Raw genomic sequence first — 18,345 nt, 5'->3', positions numbered from 1 at the left:
CTGATGCGATAGCTCACCTTACCAGTAGTTTTCGCTCTTTCACTCATTAATTCTTTCGCTCTTTATCTATGCACAAGATTATTCTGTTGATCGACTTCGCTGAAGATTACAGCAAGAGCCTGTTAAAAGGCATCACCAAATATTCGCGGGAATATGGCCCCTGGGTTTTTTGTCGGATGCCGCTCTTTCATCGGGAAACGATGGGAATCGATGGCATATTAAACTGGGCGCTCGAATGGGAAGCGGATGGCATTATCGGGCAGCTCTACAACGAGGAAAGTATCGCCAAAATCACAAAAGCGGGCATTCCTCTCATTGCGCAGGATTTTAAGGAACGGTTTACGGAGATTCCGAATATAACGGGCGCTCATCATGAAACAGGCGCTATTGCTGCTGACTATTTCTTAAAGAAAGGCTTCAAAAACTTTGCGTTTTACGGGTTTACCGACATCGTTTGGTCGCGGGAACGAGCGGAGGGATTTGAAGAAAGTGTTTCCAGGGCAGGGTATAAAGTCCATTATTTTGAGAATCAAAACGCCCGCGAAAGTGAAATCGAACTTTGGTATTATAAACCTAGTTCGTTGAGCCAGTGGCTCTTATCGCTGCCCAAGCCTATTGCCATCATGGCCTGCGACGACCGCCTGGGGCAGCACATCACAGAAGCCTGCCGACATTCGCGCATTCGCATTCCTGAAGAGGTGGCGGTTCTGGGAGTAGATAATGACGAGATGATCTGCGAGCTTTCCGATCCGCCCTTATCCAGTATTGCACAGGATGCTGAAAAAGGAGGCTATGATGCGGCCCGCCTGCTCGACCGCATGATTCGCAAAGAAACGGCGTGCTTTTATGACATCGTCGTTAAGCCCATGCAAGTGATCACCCGCCAATCGACCGACATTTACGCTACTCACGACGATTTTATTGCCTCTTCGCTGAAGTACATCCACCAGAATATCGACAAAAATCTTCAGGTCGATGAAGTAGTCAAACAGGTGCCACTCTCAAGACGGTCGTTGGAGATGCGGTTTCAGAACGTTATTGGCTACCCTATCTACAAGTACATTCAGAATCTGCGTATTGAGAAATTCTCCAAAAAGCTGCTGGAAACAGACCTGACAGTTTTTGAGATTGCCATGGAACTCGGACTCAACGACAGTAAGAACATTGCCCGGCAGTTCAGACAAGTGAAAGGCTGCACTCCACTCGAATACCGCAACCGGTATCTGGCGGGAAAATAGAACTGGTTAGGTTTTTTTGACAAAAAATGATCTAATTCATCTCCGTATGAAGCACTTCATTCTGGCTATCTTTTTCACCGCTGCCTTTACTGGTTTATATGCGCAAACAGGTAAAATTTCTGGTCGCGTTATTGACGCTATTACCCTGAAACCCTTACCATTTACCAACGTTTACGTAAATAACTCAACCATGGGCGTTACGACAAATGACGCGGGTGAATTTACATTACAGAACGTGCCGATAGGTTCTACCGAAGTTGTCTTTTCATTCATTGGGTACATTCCTCAGCAAGTAAACGTAGCGGTAAACGGATCAACCAATAGCCCACTGTCCATTCGGTTAAGTCCAGATACACAACAGGTATCAGAAGTGAGCGTAAAAGCAAGCCGGGACAAAACCTGGGAGAAACAGGTCAAACGATTCGAAAAGGTTTTTTTAGGGAACACGTCAACATGCAAAATACTGAACCCCTGGGTTATTGACTTTACGGATGAGAATGGAGTAATGGCTGCAAAAGCCTCGCTTCCAATAGAGATTGACAACCGGCTATTAGGTTATAAGCTCTTCTTTCAACTGAAAAAATGCAGCTATTCCGCCACGCAATTTTCTATTGTCGGTACTGTTCGATTCACCGAATTAGAACCCTCAGTTGCCTCAGAAGCAATCAATTGGCTAAAAAATAGAGAGAAAGCTTACTTCGGTTCAGCCAAACACCTGATGAAAGCTATTCTCGATGGCAATAGTAGTCAACAAGGCTTTTCGCTCTATCGGGACAAAGTAAAAGGGAAGCCTCGTAGCACAAACTTCGGCCTAGAGCTTGAATATAATCTTATCCCATACGAAACGGCAACCCTAATCACGCCAGGCTCTGGCCCAAATGAGTATCGCATTGCGATTAAAGACCGCATGGAAGTGCATTACACGAATGGATTCACTACTGCCAGTTTTTATAAGGATATCAGTAATCCAGTGAGCTGGCTCGACGTGCGGGGCGGGGCGGTTCGTGTCAATAAAGACGGGACTATTCTTAATCCGACCGATGTGGCCATTTCCGGTAATATGATTGATGGGCGCGTATCGGGTATGCTACCACTCGATTACAAAACAGGAAGTACTGTCGCGACACAGGCCCCCATTAATTTTTCGGCTCGACGACTTCAGGAAAAAGTGTATGTACATACCGATAAACCCTATTATTATCCTGGCGATAAACTCTGGTTCAGCGCCTACATGAATTACAGAATTCCAGGTTTGCGGGATACGCTCAGTAAGGTGTTGTATGTCGACTTGATCAGTGCCGATAAAGCCATTACTCAACAGCGTATTCTCCCGATTGATAGTGGAAGGGCTGCCGGTTCTTTCCGATTGCCGGCAACCATTCAACCGGGGAAGTACCTGCTTAGAGCCTATACGCAATGGATGAGAAACTACGGGATAGGCCAGTTTTTCTATAAGCCAATTGCGATTTTGGCCCTTAATGAGCGGATTGGCGACACGGCTTCAACCCCTGTTTCAGATAGTCTGCTAACCATTACCGTCGACAAGCCAGTCTATAAAAAAAGAAGCCCGGTAACCCTGACACTTAGGTTCGATACAACCGGGTTAACCGATGCCCTAAAGGGAAGTTTTTCCGTCTCGGTACTGGATGAGTCGTCCATCACCCCGGTACTGGAACAGAACACGATCAAAACTGAATTCAACGATTTTGAGCGCGATCAGGAAGCCTTGACCCGATTCAATTATCCGATAGAAACAGGCATCACGATTACAGGGATTTATAAAGATAAAAAAGGAAAAGGTAAAAAGACAGCCCTGACTCTCGTACCCGAAAATCTTGGGCATATTTATCAGGCATCAACGCTTGGTAATGGCGAGTTTTCAGTATCGAATCTTGCTTTTTACGACAGTACAAAATTCGTTGTGCAGCCAGCAGAAGGGAGCGTGAGTTTAAGCAGAAAAGAACCTCCCAGTCTGCCAGATAAATTACCGGATTTATCACTACATATCGTGTCTTCCAATACACTTCATAGGCTAGCCCCAGCCGATTCGGTCAATGCAAAAATGCTTCAGGAAGTTAAGGTATTGGGCAAGAAAACAGTCCAGTACGAAAATTCGTATGCCCAGCCCGATGTCTATCTGAAAGGTGAGAATCTGGAAAGTTATGCCAGTGTGGCCGATGCCATAGCCGCTAAATTACCTTCCTTCAAACTGATTTATGATCAAACAAACTGGTTTCTAATCTGGGCAAGAGCAAGTGTTCCAACAAGTCGTGACCTGACAGGCAGCTCCAATCCCGGTTCACACACACCATCCTATGGGGGTGGTGCTGACAAGGCGGGCAGTTCCAATCTCAGTTCACACGAACCCAATCTGTACATAAACAATGTGCTGGTGGTTGGTGAAACCGCTGGGGATCGGTTAATGCAGTTAAGCCCAACCCTGATCGACCATATCGAAGTGAATGGTATGATCACCTCGAATCAGGGAGCTAGTGGCTCGGCGGGCTTAATTAACGTGTTTACCAAACGACCAGCAGAGGCCAGTTCGAAGCCATTATCCTTTATAAAAGTTCGGGGATTTGACCGAACATCCCCGTTCCAATCCCCTAATTATGAGCGTTTTCCAGCTAACGCCAGTACCAGCGACTATCGCTCAACCTTGTATTGGAACCCGCGGATTACCCTACCATCTGGCCATACTCCCGTTGGGCTTTCCTTTTTCACATCCGATCAGTCAGGTATGTATCGCGTAATTATAGAAGGCGTCACCAGCAAAGGCAATCCAATTCATACAGAAGCCAGACTTAGGGTGGTGGAATAATCTATGCTATCTTTAGGTTAACTACCGGAACCTTTCCCCCAAACGAATGAGCTTTGATCAGACAACACTAACCCTCTATGGAGCGGAATGGTGTGAAGACAGCCAACGGGTAAAAACTTACCTGGAAGATAATAAGCTAAGTTTTACCTATATCAATGTTGACCTTGATCGGCAATCTGTCCGGCAGGTAGAGGAAATTCAGGATGGGAAAAGGCTTACCCCCACACTGGTTATTAACGACACATCAGTTGTTAATCCGAGTAACGACCAAATTGACTCGCTACTCGGGCTCAACCATGGCCGTCCCCGCATCCGTCTGTTTGGGGCCGATTGGTGTCCAGATTGTCATCGGGCAAAAGCGTATCTGAGCGATAATGGGATTAATTTTCAGTACATCAATATTGATATACACAGATGGGCCATACCTGTTCTGGAAACCGTAAACCACGGAAAACGAATTATTCCCACCATTTTTATCAATGAACAAGCCTATGCCAACCCAGACAATAGAGCGTTAAAAGACCTGATTGGCATAACGCAGGAAGCCGAGACTCACCTCTATGACGTAGCCATTATTGGGGGTGGTGCCGCCGGACTAACCACGGCTATTTATGTACAACGGGATAAGTTTTCATCCATCGTTCTGGAAAAAAAACTCATTGGTGGTAATGCCTCGTTAACCGAAAAAATTGAAAACTACCCTGGCTTTATCGATATCAGCGGCAAGGAGTTGATGAACAAAATGGCGGATCAAGCCCGGATTTACGGGTCAGAAATCAGACTGGGGGTCGATGTTCGCAAAATCAGTTTTGAAAACCAGATTTTTCATCTCGAAACTAACCTGGGTGATCTTACGGCCCGCTCTGTTGTGGTAGCGGTTGGGTCAACCTATAAGCGGCTCAATATTCCAGGGGAAGCGGACTTACTAGGCGCCGGAATTCATTTTTGCGCCACCTGCGACGGGGCCTTCTATCGGGACCGGGAGGTCATCGTTATCGGTGGGGGTAACAGTGCACTGGAGGAAGGCATGTTTCTGGCCCGTTTTTGCCGGAAAGTGACGTTTGTTCACTATAAGCCAACCTTCAGTGCCACTCAAACGTATACGGATAAATTAGCCGAGTTTACCAACGTGGCGGTCTACATGAACCAAACACCTACCGCTTTTCTCAGTAACGACCAGGGAACGTTTAGGGCTTTGCAGGTGACTGATAATGCCACGGGCGAGGTTCAGGAAATTGAGGCTGATGGTGTCTTTCTGTTTGTTGGTCTTATTCCTAACACCAAGTTTCTGGCCAAGACGCTTGACCTCAACGAGCAGGGCTTTATCTGCACCCGACCTGGATCGGTTGAAACATCGGTCCCCGGCATCCTGGCCGCTGGTGACTGCCGATTAGGTGCTATTGCACAAGTAGCCGCAGCAACGGGCGAAGGAGTTGTAGCCAGCTTTGCCGTTAAAGCCTATCTGAGCCAGAAAATGGTTTAAGGGCGAGTCCTTTAAGCACCCTGTTCCCCCCGTTCCCGTTCTCGCTTGGCTTCGCCGAGTGAGGACTATTGTTTTAACGGCCTCTGGCTGGTGTGATGAGGAATAATGTTCAAAACGGGCCAGAGGCCCTTGAACTAATAGTTCTCACTCGGCGAAGCCAAGCGAGAACGGGGAGAACAGGGAACGGACGTAGCGCGGATTTCCACCCGCGCTACGCTTATTTCTTCAACAGCCAGATATCAGAAATCCGGGAGTTTTGTCGCCAGTTCAGGTGCGATTCTTCGGGCTCATCAAAGGTAACGTTGATGTGGCCGTCCTGCGTAGCTGACATCGGCACAATCCATTCTTTCACCGTGTCAGCCTCCCGGTTATACACTAATGGACTCAGTCGTTTTCCATCAACACGGAGCAAGGCTTCGCCAAATCCAACTACCCGAATAATATACTCTGCGTTGGGGTCCAGGTTATCATAATCCAGAACCGGGCTTCGCTGAAACGTTTGCGAAGAAAGACGCGTCCGACTAAACCCATCTTTCCACCAGGCAATATCGGTGGCATCATCGGAGATGGTTTTTACACGGGGACCTTTGCTTACGCTCGACACATCGTCGTAGTAACTACCTTTGCCGGGCATTTCCCAGGCACTAATTTCTTGCAGGCGTTTCTGTTTCTCTTCTTTCGTTTTCAGCGTTTTCACTTTCTCAAACTCATCAGCCAGCCACCAACGGTTATTGAGCGGATAATCGACAAAATCCAGCACACAACCCCGTTCATAGCCGCGCGCTTTGTATTGCTTCATGCTGGTTTGCAGACCAATAGAACTAAACAAATCAGCACATAATGACACAATTTTCGCTTTCAGTTCGGGTGCCACCGGCTCCGTATCAGCTTTATTGATGATGGTCAATGCCTGACTCATTGCCTTGTCAAGATCAGAACTGGCTTCCTGCGTTAAGATAACATCGGCTTTTGCCTCGAGCCCTTGTTCGTAAAGCAACCGACGACGCGTATAGGTGTCATAGTAAGCCCGAAGGAGTAAGAGTTGCCAGCGCCAGTTAGTAGCTAAAGTCGGATTAGCTATTTCCAGCGTTTTCCAGAACGAAAACGTAGCCTCAATACCTCCATTTTGGGCAAGTGGCCCATCCCAGTTTTTTTCTAAAGCTTCAATGCCACTAGCGACAGATTCTGTCAATGGCCAGCCAAAGAAAAAGCGACTGTATTCGTTCAAAATCTGGTGAACGCTCATCTCAGGGTCCCAGCCTCGCATACTCCACAGGACTTTATTGATATCATCATGGCAACCGTCGGAATAGGAAACAAAGCCATCCGTGAACGGAGCTGCGGCTGCCTGAGCCCGCGCGTAGAAATAAGGGCGCGGGTTAGACGCTTCTCGTCCTAAAGTTAGGGCGAAAGCCTGATCCCAGTGTTCTACCGGAAATTCACACCGAACGGTATGCGTAATATCCGGATACTGCCGGAGCTGATACTGTTTGGGCAGGCGATATCGGGTTTCGGCAAGCGGAGGACTGCCCGGTCCATAGACCAGTCCCTGCAACCAATCAGGTTTGTTTTGAGCGAGATAATCGTAGAAATAATTGACCTGTTCCACATTGAACCCCTGCAATGAAAGCCACACTTTAGCCTTTGGATGGTATTTCATCAACAACGTGTGTAGATCCTTCAAAAAAGGCATGACCTCTTTGGGATGATTATCGCCGGGATCTCCTCCCGGAAAAAAGATATGGTCGAGACGAGGGCAGGCACGGTAGAAAGCCTCGTGTTGATCAAGCTCGGCCTGTCGTTTTTTAGCGTCAGTAAGTTCGATTGTTGCCGGTGTCCATACCCAGTAATCCATATCGTACGCCTTGCAGATTTCGCTTATTTTGATCCGCATTTCGGCTGCTGGTATCTTAAAATGCGGGCTGGGCTTTTCATCCTCATGAAAGGGAATTCCTTCAACGGCGTTCGTACCAAAAATGGCCAGATCACGGATGTATTGCTCAAACTGAGCCACCGTCCAGGCATCGTAGGAGTTTGCCGTATGACGATAGCCTAACTGATGGCCGCGAATAGGATAAGCAGGTGCCGTAGCCAGATTGACCGGACCAGGCAATTCGAGTAGCTTACGATCCATTTTCAGGTTTCGTAGCACCCAACCGGTTCCAAACAAAATTCCTCGACTATCGGCCCCAATAATCCAGAGTGTTGTGCCGGTTGCGGTCGTTTCACTAACGATTCGGTAGCCCTCTGGCTTTAGCTCTGGGCGCTCGGTAGCTGCATTTACAGGCACAGCAACACCCTGTAATTCTTTGTCACCTGCCAGAACAAAGGCGATACGGGTTGATCCACTTTTTGGCCAGTTCGGTGTCGTTTTCAGCAAAACGCCCGTCCGTTTCTCAATCTCTTCACTCAGCACTCTGGGAGCCGTTTCCCGCATAGGCGATGAAATAGATGGGGAAACCAGTAGCACGGCCTGTTTAAGACTAACCGTCTGTGCCACTAACTGGCCGCAACTTACCACCAAAAACAAGGCAAGGCTACTGATTATCCACCTAATAGAACTGTACAAATTCATAGAGTTAGAAAAGAGGAAGGAGTTGTTAAAGGCTTTATTTTTTAATTGTACCCACGGGTTTCAGCCCGTGTTTAAATTGAATTTTCATGATACACGGGCTGAAACCCGTGGGTACAAAATGTGTACTCACAGGGCCAACTGGATTTTTCGAATCGCCTGGGCAAATGACTCCATATCGCCTTGCGTACCCAGCATAGCTTGCTGAAAAATCCATACCGCTTCGTCGGCGCAGGCTCGCTCAGCTTCAGGGCAATATACCTGCGTGTAATCGACCGACTCGGGAATGGCGTAGCACATAAAATTCTTTTGCTGAAACACCGGCTGTTTATACAACGGATGCGGATAACCCGCCGAACAGGGAACCCCTTCGGCCGCCAGCATGGCAACAAATTCGTGCTTCGGTACCTGCCCAAACTTAGTTTTGTCGTACTTGAAAATATAGAGATGATAGCAATGTAGAATGGCTACCTCTCCCCGACTCAGGGGCGTAATGCCGTCAATATCGGCTAGTAAACTATCCAGGTAAAGACCATTTTCGTTGCGCGTAATCGTCTGCTCATCCAGCCGTTTTAATTGCTCGGAGAGTAAAACAGCCTGAAGTTGGGTAATACGGTAATTGCAGCCGGGGTTGAAATGATCATACCATTGACCACTGGGCAACCGGCCCACATTTCGCAACGAGTTCATCGTTTCATAAAGCGCATCATCGTTGGTAATCACAATACCCCCTTCGCCACTGGTCAGGTTTTTGGACGACTGGAAACTGAAGCTGCCCGCATCGCCAATGGAACCGAGTTTACGACCTTTGTATTCGGCTCCATGTGCGTGAGCCGCATCTTCAATGACCCGCAAATTGTGCCGCTGCGCAATGTCCAGAATCGCATCCATATCGCAGGGTAAACCGGCAAAATGAACGGGAACAATAGCTTTAGTTTTCTCCGTAATAGCAGCCTCAATGCAAGCAGGATCGAGGTTATAGGTTTGCGGATCAATATCGACGAAGACGGGGACGCAGTTTATTTCCAGAACTACCGAAGCCGTTGCAATGAACGTATAGGGCGGCACAATAACTTCATCACCGGGTCGTAATCCACAGGCAATCAAAGCCAGCCGCAGCGATACTGAACCGTTTACGCAGGTTACGGCGTATTTGCTACCACAGTAAGCCGCAAACGCCTGCTCAAAACGGGCGACCTCATCGGCACAGTCGGGATTTCCCCATTGTCCGCTTCGCACCACGTTGGCCACCGCCTGCACTTCCGTTTCGTCGTAGATGGGCCAGGGGAAGGTTTTCGTAACCGATTTTGGCCCGCCTTTTATGGCTAATTGCCCCGTCTCAGTATCAATCATTACCAATAAACTTGTCGCCGACTACTCGTCAGGCAGTTTGGAAGGACACATTTGCTTAACTCTGACATAATACGCCGATGAGTCGATTTCAGGCTATTGTTCGCTAACTATAGACGTGTTTTTCTGACAGGATTTACAGGATTCACAAGATTTTCCGCTTACTCCTCAATCTTGTGAATCCTGTAAATCCTGTCAGAAAAAAATTGCCTACTTTGTATCATGAAACTTGAATTTGGTCTTAACGGCTATGACTTGCTTTTCCTGGCAGCCATATTCATTGGCACTACATTCGGTTTTTTGTTATTACTCACCAAACGTATTAATCAGTCGGCTAACCGGTTTCTGGGGCTGGTTCTGTTTACTATCGTTCTGTGGATAATCTGGGTTCTGGCTATCGATATTAACCTGGGCAAATACTACCCTCGCTGGAGTTGGATTCCGCTACAATATTCACTGACAATTGGCCCGCTGCTTTATTGCTATGTACGCAAGCTGACGCAACCAGAACTTCGTTTCAGCGCAAACGATCTTATCCATTTCAGTCCGTTTTTGCTGGAACAGAGCGTCCAGTTTTTACAAGTTCGGGAAAGTCAGAAGCATCAAATTCCCACATACGACACGACTATCTTTCAGCTTGTCAACCCCGTTCTTCAACTGTTGGCGATCTGCTCTATATCGATTTACCTCTTTTTTGCGCTAAAACGACTTCGCGCAGTTGATCGGGAATTGACCGACCAACTCAGTGACAGCTATACGTATCAGTCGAAGTGGTTACAGCGTCTATTGATACTGTTCGGGTTACTTTGGCTCGCCTGGATTCCCTATGTCCTGATCGATTATGTTGTCTACAACTATCAGTTAGGCATCGCCAGTTATTATCCACTTTACCTGCTTCTGGCCTTTATGACCATCTGGATTGGAGCAGAATCTTTCCTGCGACCAGAGCTGGTCATCGTGGAAGTCGAGAAAACAAAGTCGCCAAGCACTCAACCAGAAATACCCACGCCCGAGTTGCTGGAGTCGGGTGTGTGGTTACGCCATCAACTGGAAACGAACCTATTTTATCTGGATGCTGGCTTAACCCTTCGCTCATTGGCCGACGTTCTGGATATGCACCCGAACGAGTTATCCCGAATTATTAATCTGGGCACCGGCAAGAATTTCAATGATCTGATCAATGAGTACCGGATTCAGGAAGTCATCCGTAAAATGCAGGACCCACAATATGACCGAATTACGTTGCTGGGCATTGCCTACGATTCGGGCTTTAATTCGAAGACGACGTTTAACCGTACGTTTAAGCAGCTGACGGGTCAAAACCCGGCCAACTACAAAATCAACCTAAAAAGAGCGCCCAACTTATAATTCGGCACGCTCGATTAGTCATTTTCCCGTCTCTTTGTGATGATAGCACGAGCGAAGACGTTCGCGCCATCCGGTCCCATTTTTCGATCAGTTCAACCCATTTATCCCACGCGCTCATCAGCTCCGCCTAGCTTTGACTAACGTATCAATCTACTTTTCATATCCCATGCGCATTCACTTAGTACTCGTATTAGTAAGTCTTTTCATTGCCAGCAACCTGTACGGGCAATCGCCCGATCTGGTCAAGACGCAAGGCATTACGTCTGCCATTCATCAGGCCAACATTGGCAAAATCATCTTTACAGATAAAGACATCCCGGCGGCCAATCTACAGGCAACCGACTTCCTGAGCACGTATGAACTGACGAACAAAAGCAATTTGTTCATAACGGTCTTTATGGGCAATTCACTCACCAATTATCTGCACCAGTTAGCGCCTGAGCTATCGGCAGAGTTGCTGACAAAAACGGGAGGTTATCAGTTTAATTTTTACGTCGATGATCGGCTTATTTACCAAAGCAATCTGCATCCAGGCGCTCCGTATCCTCAAATCAAGAATACAGAAACACTCATCAGCAAACCCTTAATTAACAACCAGCGGGAAGGTGCCTGGTGGAGCCAGTCGGCCTGGAATCGGTTTATGAATAATGGGGGCGATGGCGCTTTAAGCGAAGGACCACACGTGTTCAAATTCGAAATCAAACCCTACCTCAACAAACCCGAATTGGTCGTGGGAAATTTGATTGCGACAGGCCAGTTAAAACTATTGGTGAAACGTAAGCCAGTCATTGACTTAGCCACCGTTCGGCTAACAGAACCTAAACCGTACAATGGGCTTGCGACTTCATCGGAACATTTTGATATCAACAAGATCAAGGAATTGAAAGGGAATATCGATGCGGATGTTTTCAGACATATTACGAGTGTAGTAGTCCTTAAAAATGGCAAGATCCTGCTGGAGGAATATTTTAACGGCGCCACCCGAGACTCTCTGCACGATGTCCGTTCCGTGGGAAAAACGTTTGCTTCTACCTTAACAGGGATTGCGAAACAGGAAGGTTATTTGAAAAGTGAAAGCCAGACGCTGGCCAATTTTTACGACTTAAAAAGCTTTGCGAATTACTCCCCAGCCAAGGCGAATACCACGCTGAACGAGTTATTGACCATGAGTTCGGCCTTCGACGGTAATGATAATGATAGCGATTCACCGGGCAACGAGGAGAATATGTATCCCACTCCAAACTGGATAAAGTTTGCCCTCGATCTGCCAGTTGAGCCCGCCAAATTCAACCACGAGTGGCATTACTTTACAGCTGGGGTTGTCTTACTAGGCGATGTACTGAATCAGGTTGTTCCCGGCAAGCTTGAACAGTACGCAGAACAGAAACTATTTAAACCGCTAGGTATTAGCAAGTACCAATGGCAGTACACTCCTCAGCACGTAGTCAACACGGCAGGCGGTATTCGAATGAATGCACTGGATTTTGCCAAATACGGGCAATTATATAAAAACAATGGTCAATGGAACGGGAAACAGATTATCCCGGCAACCTGGGTAAATCAAACATTCACCCATCACAAAATAATCCCCGACCGGAAGGGTGAATTCTATGGCTATCTGTTCTGGAACAAGACGTACACGGTGAATGGAAAAGCCTATGAAACCTATTACTGCTCAGGAAATGGAGGCAATAAGATCTTCGTTTTCAAAGACCAGCCGCTGGTTGTTGTCGTTACGGCTACGGCTTATAACACGGCCTATGCCCATCGGCAGGTAGACAAAATGATGGAACAATATATTCTGCCAGCGGTGATTCATTGAGTGAATAACTAATATACTATCTATGTTACAAAGTATATTCTATACATTTGCCTGATTAGCTAAACGGTCGTTTAGCGCCCACCTACACTCACTAAATTATCTTTAAAATGGCATTAGGTACTGTTAAATGGTTTAACTCCGAGAAAGGATTTGGTTTTATCGAACAAGATGGTGGCGGCCCTGATGTATTCGCCCACTATTCCAATATCGCTGTACAAGGATTTCATGAACTTACGGAAGGCCAACGTGTGAGTTTTGACGTCACACAGGGCCCAAAAGGCCCACAAGCTGAAAACATAGTGCAAGCTTAGTTTACTAGAACTCTTTTCTCCTTGATGGCGCTTCAAAAACAACTAAAGTTTTGTTTTTGAAGCGCTTTTTTTTCGGCACAGATAGCGCGAACATCTACGTTCGTGCTATCACCCCTCTGGCGTCACCGTAACAATGATCGACTTCGAGGTGGGTGTGTTGCTCTTATCAGCTTTGGAGTCGATGGGTACCAGCACGTTTGTTTCGGGGAAATAAGCGGCTGCACAACCACGCGGAATGCTATATGGAATCACGACAAATCGATGCGCTGTTCGTTGTGTACCATCGTAGTTACTGTGCAAATCCACGACCTGTTTTTCGTGCAATCCTCGATTGGCTATATCATCGGGGTGCATGAATACGACGCGTCGTTCATTGTAAATACCCCGATATCGATCATCGTTCCCATACACAGTTGTATTGAACTGGTCGTGGCTACGAACAGTCATCAGCAGCAACTCGCCGGGTTGCAGGTCGTGGTGGATAGGCGTATTAATTGTAAAATGTGCTTTGCCATCCTTCGTTTTGAACTCTCGAACGCGAGGTCCATTCGGGATGTAAAATCCGCCCGGTATCCGCACTCTGGCGTTGTAATTGTCAAAACCGGGAACAACCTGCTCGATCAGGTCGCGAATGCGGTCATAATTGGCGATGAGTGAGTCCCAATCGATCGTTGATTTACCATTGAGAGTTGCTTTAGCCAGCTCGCCAATAATGGCCACTTCACTTTTCAGGTAGGGCGATGAAGGATCAACCACTCCGTGCGACTGGGCGACTACACCCGTTGTACTTTCGCAGCTAACAAACTGCTCACCAGTAGCTTGCATGTCGTGATCGGTGCGACCAAGGCAGGGAAGAATGAGCGCTGTTTCGCCGTGAATAAGGTGGCTTCGGTTCAGTTTAGTGGAAACGTGAACCGTTAGCTTACACGTTTTCAGGGCTTCAGCCGTATAGTTCGTATCAGAAACGGCCATTGCGAAGTTACCGCCCAGGCCAAAGAACACTTTGGCTTTTCCTTCATGCATGGCCTTGACAGCCGCAACGGTATCGTAGCCATTTTCACGAGGTGGCTCAAACTTAAAAACCTTCTTCAGGGCGTCGAGGAATTCGGGTTTGGGCTTTTCCCAGATTCCCATAGTACGGTCGCCCTGCACATTGCTGTGGCCGCGAATGGGACTTGCTCCTCCTCCTTCGATGCCAATACTGCCTTTCAGTAAGAGCAGGTTAATGACTTCATTAATCGTCTCAACAGCGTTGCGATGCTGGGTTAGCCCCATTGCCCAACAGATTATCAGCTTGGGCGTGTATTTGAACAAATCGACCGCTTCCTGAATCTGGGCAATTGTCTGACCACATTGAGCTGCCAGATCACTCAACTCAAACTGATCGAGGCTTTTGACAAATGCTTCGTAGCCAGACGTGTATTGCTTAATAAACTGTTGATCGAGTACTTTCCCCGGACTCTTTTTCTCTTCGTCCAGCAATAGTTTGCACATTGCTTTCATCAGGGCAAGGTCAGAGTTGATGGGAACCTGCAAAAACAAATCCGTGAGTTTCTGACCGCCCAGAACCACATCACGAACACTTTGCGGATACTTGAACGACAATAGACCAGCTTCGTGTAATGGGTTGACCGCTATGATTTTAGCACCGTTACGCTTGGCCTGTTCCAGTGGCGTTAGCATTCGGGGCGCGTTAGTGCCAGGGTTCTGACCCATAATCATGATAACATCGGCCTTTTCGTAATCATCATATTTGACCGATGCCTTTCCCAGCCCAAGCGAATCAGCCAGGGCGACGCTGGTCGATTCGTGGCACATATTCGAGCAGTCGGGCATGTTGTTCGTGCCAAACATTCTGACGAATAATTGATACAGAAAAGCGGCCTCATTACTCGTCCGACCTGATGTATAAAAGATAGCTTCGTCGGGCGATTCGAGTGCATTGAGTTGATTGGCAATGAGCTGTATAGCCTCTGCCCACTCAATCGGTTCGTAGTGCGTAGCGCCGGGTTTTAAGAGCATGGGCTGTGTCAATCGCCCTTGTTGACCAAGCCATAAATCGCTCTTCTGAAGCAACTCTGCCACCGAATACCGCTGAAACAATACCGGCGAAGCCGAGTGTTTCGTCATGATTTCGTCCGCCACCGCCTTGGCTCCACTTTCGCAATATTCGCCCAATTTAGACCGATGACCATCGGGGTCGGGCCAGGCGCAGGATGGGCAATCGAAACCATCTTTCTGGTTCAGATCGGCCAGCACTTTTAACCCGCGAATCAGACCCGTTCCATTGCGAATATGCTCCAGCGATTTTACAATGGCTTCCACACCAGCAGCCTCGGTATAGGGTTTTCCGACTTCCAATTCGCCGGTCAGTTCTTCGGGGGGCGTATTTTGTTCCATACCAATCTATAATGCGGTTAATCCACTTTCTACTGAATGCCGGCGAGCCTCGGCGCTGTGTGCAAAGTAGCAACAGGGAACACCCATTGCTTCAATCTGACTCAGAATTTCACGGGTTTTCGGCTGATTTTTTTGATGAACCTGCCGAATATAGATACAACGAATACGGGACTGAAAGTGCTTGACCACCGACGCATAAATTGTGGGATCTTCCTGCGTATCATCGCCCAACAAAATAAAATGCTGGTCTGGATACGCTTCCAGAATACGAACAATACGCATAAACTTTGTCATGTGTTTACCCTGCCCCGTTTTTAGTACTTCGGCCAGTTGTTTCAAGGGACTTAGCAGGTAAACTCCTTCTGGCAACCCATTCTTTTTCGAAAATTCCAGAATATAGTCGTACAGATTCCATTCGCTGCTCGACACGTAGAAAAACGGATTTGTTGCGCCATCCGTCCGATTGGCTTCGGCCAGCATTTTATAGTGCTCAACAACGCCCTCAAACGGCTGACGGGTATGGGCATTTCGGGTGATTAAGACTTTCAGGCGTTTGAATAGTGCCGCCGAATGCGAAACCAGAAATGTATCGTCAATATCTGAAATACAGGCAAAAGCGGCTGAATGAGGTAGTAAAACCGTTCCTTCGCCCTCTGCCAATACGGTTTCTGACCTGCCTTCTTTTGCTATGCATTGTGCCCGAACGACATGCCAACCAGGCAGCAGGGGTTGTGCAATCGAAACCTCTACTCGAAAATAACCATCCAGATCCGTCTGGGTCTCGGCTATTTGTCCGCCTGCATACACCCGAATCGTCGCATGTGGGTACGGTCGTACTAAAAACAGACGAATCAATCCAAAGAAATTCAACCAGATGCTGGGTCGGTATTTTTTGCGGGACAAGGCACTCCGTCGGAACATACTCCCATGAATAATAAGCGTAGATTCATTCCCAAAACCCCGATAAACCTTCAGAACAGGCTCGTTTGTCAGGTGGAGCCAGGATAAGAAATGATATTTTATTCTATCCTTCAGGCTTTTTTTTTGTTTATGAATAAAAGGCAGTTGCAAAGTCTCCATGGTGTTCAGGCGGTGCTCATCTTTTATAACTTTTAAAACGCTTATAAGTTGACCTTTTTATTCGCAATTAATCCGGTCTCCGGCGGGACGGACAAAACCGTTTGGGAAAACGGTATCCAAACCTACTTCGCTGACTCTCCGCATACGGTGCACCAATTTTACCTCGACGGTAAAACCGATAACGAAACGATACCTCAACAGATCGAACAACATAAACCCGACTGCGTTGTTGCTGCCGGGGGTGATGGCACGATTAAGTTGGTAGCCGAGCACCTGCTCAACACGTCTATTTTGCTGGGTATTTTGCCCGTAGGTTCGGCCAATGGAATGGCCCGCGAACTGGGCATTCACACGGATGTGCACGGTAGTCTGGACACGTTGGTCAATGGTATCTCAAAACGTGTAGACGTGGTCTCAGTTAATGACGGAGAAAGCTGCCTGCACCTGAGCGACATTGGTCTGAATGCTCAGCTCGTGAAATATTATCAGCGAAATAATCTTCGCGGCAAACTCGGCTATTTACGGGGTGTGATAAAAGTATTGCACAAACACCGACTGATGAAGGTATCCATTACCGTTGGTGATGAGTGCATCCATCGGGCGGCATTTATGATTGTGCTGGCCAATGCCCGGATGTACGGCACTGGGGCGGTCATCAATCCCGATGGCGACGTGTCGGACGGGAAGTTTGAAGTTATTATTTTTCGTCGCCTGTCAATCGGCGAAATCCTGAAGTTATTCTGGCGATTCCAACCCTTCGATCCGAAGAAAATTGAGATTATTCCGGCTACATCAGTCAGTATCGAAACGCATCGAAAAGCCTATTTTCAGGTCGATGGCGAATACCGGGGACAAATTACTACGCTAAAGGCCAACATTCGACCGGGAGCGCTCACAATACGTGTACCTGAACCTACAACGCCTAAGCCAGCTGAGTTATCCGAACCCGCGCTGGCTCGCTATATAGGTTGAACCGGTCATTCCGGACAAATCCGGCCAGTGTTAGTTGGGCTTCTCGTGCCATTTGTACAGCCAGACTCGACGGTGCGCCCACAGCAGCGAGCAAGGGCACACCCGCCATCCAGCTTTTCTGTACAAGTTCAACCCCAATTCGACCGCTCAGGAAAATTCCGAACTGACTGAGCGGCAACCAATTTTGCCAGAAAGCAGCCCCAATGAGTTTATCCAACGCATTGTGTCGGCCGATGTCTTCGCGCACCAGCAGGAGCTTTCCGTTGGCATCGAACAACGCAGCCGCATGGATACCTCCCGTGTAAGCAAAAGCCAGTTGCGTTTCGCGAACCCGTTCGGATAGCGAATGAAGTATTGATACTTCAACAGTGAAATCAGACGCAAGTGGGCCAGGCGTAAGCGCTCTGACAGCCTCGATTGTCGCTTTGCCACACAATCCACAACTCGACGACGTAAAGGTGTTTCGTTCCAGTCGAGACCAATCAACAACGACATCAGGTTTTAGCTCGACCCGTAGCACATTCCCTTCTTTTTCTGCATCCTGCACGCAGTGTCGGCACGAAATGATGTCGGCAGGCTGGTGAATGATACCTTCGGTAAACAGAAAACCCATCGCCAATTCTTCATCATTGCCGGGTGTCCGCATCGTAACCGATACTGGTTTCTGCTGACGATTGTCGATTGGTCCAAAGCCCAGCCGAATTTCGAGGGGTTCCTCAACGGCGAGTAAATCAGGAACTTCGGTCAGGGTTTCACCGGATACTTTTTGAATGACTGTAGGGGCAACGAGCGACATAGCGATACAGGTTTTCGGAAGAACAAGCAGTAGAAGCAGAAAGTTATCCGCCATTCTATTGTAGTTATGAAGCACTTCAACACGTATGCATGCAGGTTCAGCTTGTTTTTCGTTGATAGCCATTTCATTATC

At 47.7% G+C, this 18,345-nt stretch carries 12 protein-coding genes; 7 read left to right on the top strand and 5 right to left on the bottom strand.

Annotated features, from left to right (window positions below; genetic code table 11):
- Positions 1-68 precede the first annotated feature (68 nt).
- Genes GO755_RS01275 through GO755_RS01265 form a run of 3 tightly spaced genes read left to right on the top strand, consistent with a single transcriptional unit; the run spans position 69 to position 5,542 of the window.
- Positions 69-1,238 (top strand): AraC family transcriptional regulator, encoded by a 1,170-nt coding sequence (locus GO755_RS01275; protein WP_157582756.1) that lies wholly within the window; start codon positions 69-71, stop codon positions 1,236-1,238.
- 46 nt (positions 1,239-1,284) lie between these two features.
- Positions 1,285-4,059, top strand: a complete 2,775-nt coding sequence (locus GO755_RS01270) for a carboxypeptidase-like regulatory domain-containing protein (RefSeq protein WP_157582755.1) — start codon at positions 1,285-1,287, stop codon at positions 4,057-4,059.
- Positions 4,060-4,105: 46 nt separating this feature from the next.
- Positions 4,106-5,542, top strand: coding sequence for an FAD-dependent oxidoreductase (locus GO755_RS01265; RefSeq protein ID WP_157582754.1), 1,437 nt, complete (start codon positions 4,106-4,108; stop codon positions 5,540-5,542).
- A 217-nt stretch (positions 5,543-5,759) separates the two neighbouring features.
- On the opposite strand, the gene GO755_RS01260 is transcribed toward GO755_RS01265, so the two are convergent.
- Both GO755_RS01260 and GO755_RS01255 read right to left on the bottom strand, forming a co-directional pair.
- Entirely contained in the window at positions 5,760-8,117 is a 2,358-nt protein-coding gene (locus tag GO755_RS01260) for a hypothetical protein (RefSeq protein ID WP_157582753.1), read from the bottom strand.
- A gap of 126 nt (positions 8,118-8,243) precedes the next feature.
- On the bottom strand, positions 8,244-9,467 hold the full coding sequence (locus tag GO755_RS01255; protein WP_157582752.1) for a DegT/DnrJ/EryC1/StrS family aminotransferase: 1,224 nt from the start codon (positions 9,465-9,467) through the stop codon (positions 8,244-8,246).
- 219 nt (positions 9,468-9,686) lie between these two features.
- Between GO755_RS01255 and GO755_RS01250 the strand changes: the two genes are divergently transcribed.
- From GO755_RS01250 to GO755_RS01240, 3 genes are all read left to right on the top strand, one after another.
- Complete coding sequence (locus GO755_RS01250; protein WP_157582751.1) at positions 9,687-10,832, top strand: helix-turn-helix domain-containing protein; 1,146 nt, start codon at positions 9,687-9,689, stop codon at positions 10,830-10,832.
- Positions 10,833-10,998: 166 nt separating this feature from the next.
- Positions 10,999-12,654, top strand: coding sequence for a serine hydrolase domain-containing protein (locus GO755_RS01245; RefSeq protein WP_157582750.1), 1,656 nt, complete (start codon positions 10,999-11,001; stop codon positions 12,652-12,654).
- 107 nt (positions 12,655-12,761) lie between these two features.
- Entirely contained in the window at positions 12,762-12,965 is a 204-nt protein-coding gene (locus GO755_RS01240; RefSeq protein WP_157582749.1) for a cold-shock protein, read from the top strand.
- Between the two features lie 108 nt (positions 12,966-13,073).
- On the opposite strand, the gene GO755_RS01235 is transcribed toward GO755_RS01240, so the two are convergent.
- Positions 13,074-15,365, bottom strand: a complete 2,292-nt coding sequence (locus tag GO755_RS01235; RefSeq protein WP_157582748.1) for an FdhF/YdeP family oxidoreductase — start codon at positions 15,363-15,365, stop codon at positions 13,074-13,076.
- Positions 15,366-15,371: 6 nt separating this feature from the next.
- Entirely contained in the window at positions 15,372-16,445 is a 1,074-nt protein-coding gene (locus GO755_RS01230) for an App1 family protein (protein ID WP_157582747.1), read from the bottom strand.
- Between the two features lie 48 nt (positions 16,446-16,493).
- On the opposite strand from GO755_RS01230, the gene GO755_RS01225 reads away from it, so the two are divergent.
- Positions 16,494-17,417 (top strand): diacylglycerol/lipid kinase family protein, encoded by a 924-nt coding sequence (locus GO755_RS01225; RefSeq protein WP_157582746.1) that lies wholly within the window; start codon positions 16,494-16,496, stop codon positions 17,415-17,417.
- Here GO755_RS01225 and fdhD read toward each other — a convergent pair.
- The gene (gene fdhD / locus GO755_RS01220) at positions 17,368-18,213 is read right to left on the bottom strand and encodes a formate dehydrogenase accessory sulfurtransferase FdhD (RefSeq protein ID WP_157583281.1); all 846 of its coding nucleotides are present in this window, start codon (positions 18,211-18,213) and stop codon (positions 17,368-17,370) included. The two genes, GO755_RS01225 and fdhD, sit on opposite strands and share 50 nt — an antisense overlap.
- Between the last annotated feature and the right edge of the window lie 132 nt (positions 18,214-18,345).

The organism is Spirosoma arboris (assembly GCF_009754945.1).
Classification (GTDB): Bacteria; Bacteroidota; Bacteroidia; order Cytophagales; family Spirosomataceae; genus Spirosoma; species Spirosoma arboris.
Note: the sequence above shows the minus strand (reverse complement) of the source record. Positions and strands in the feature narration are given on the sequence as shown.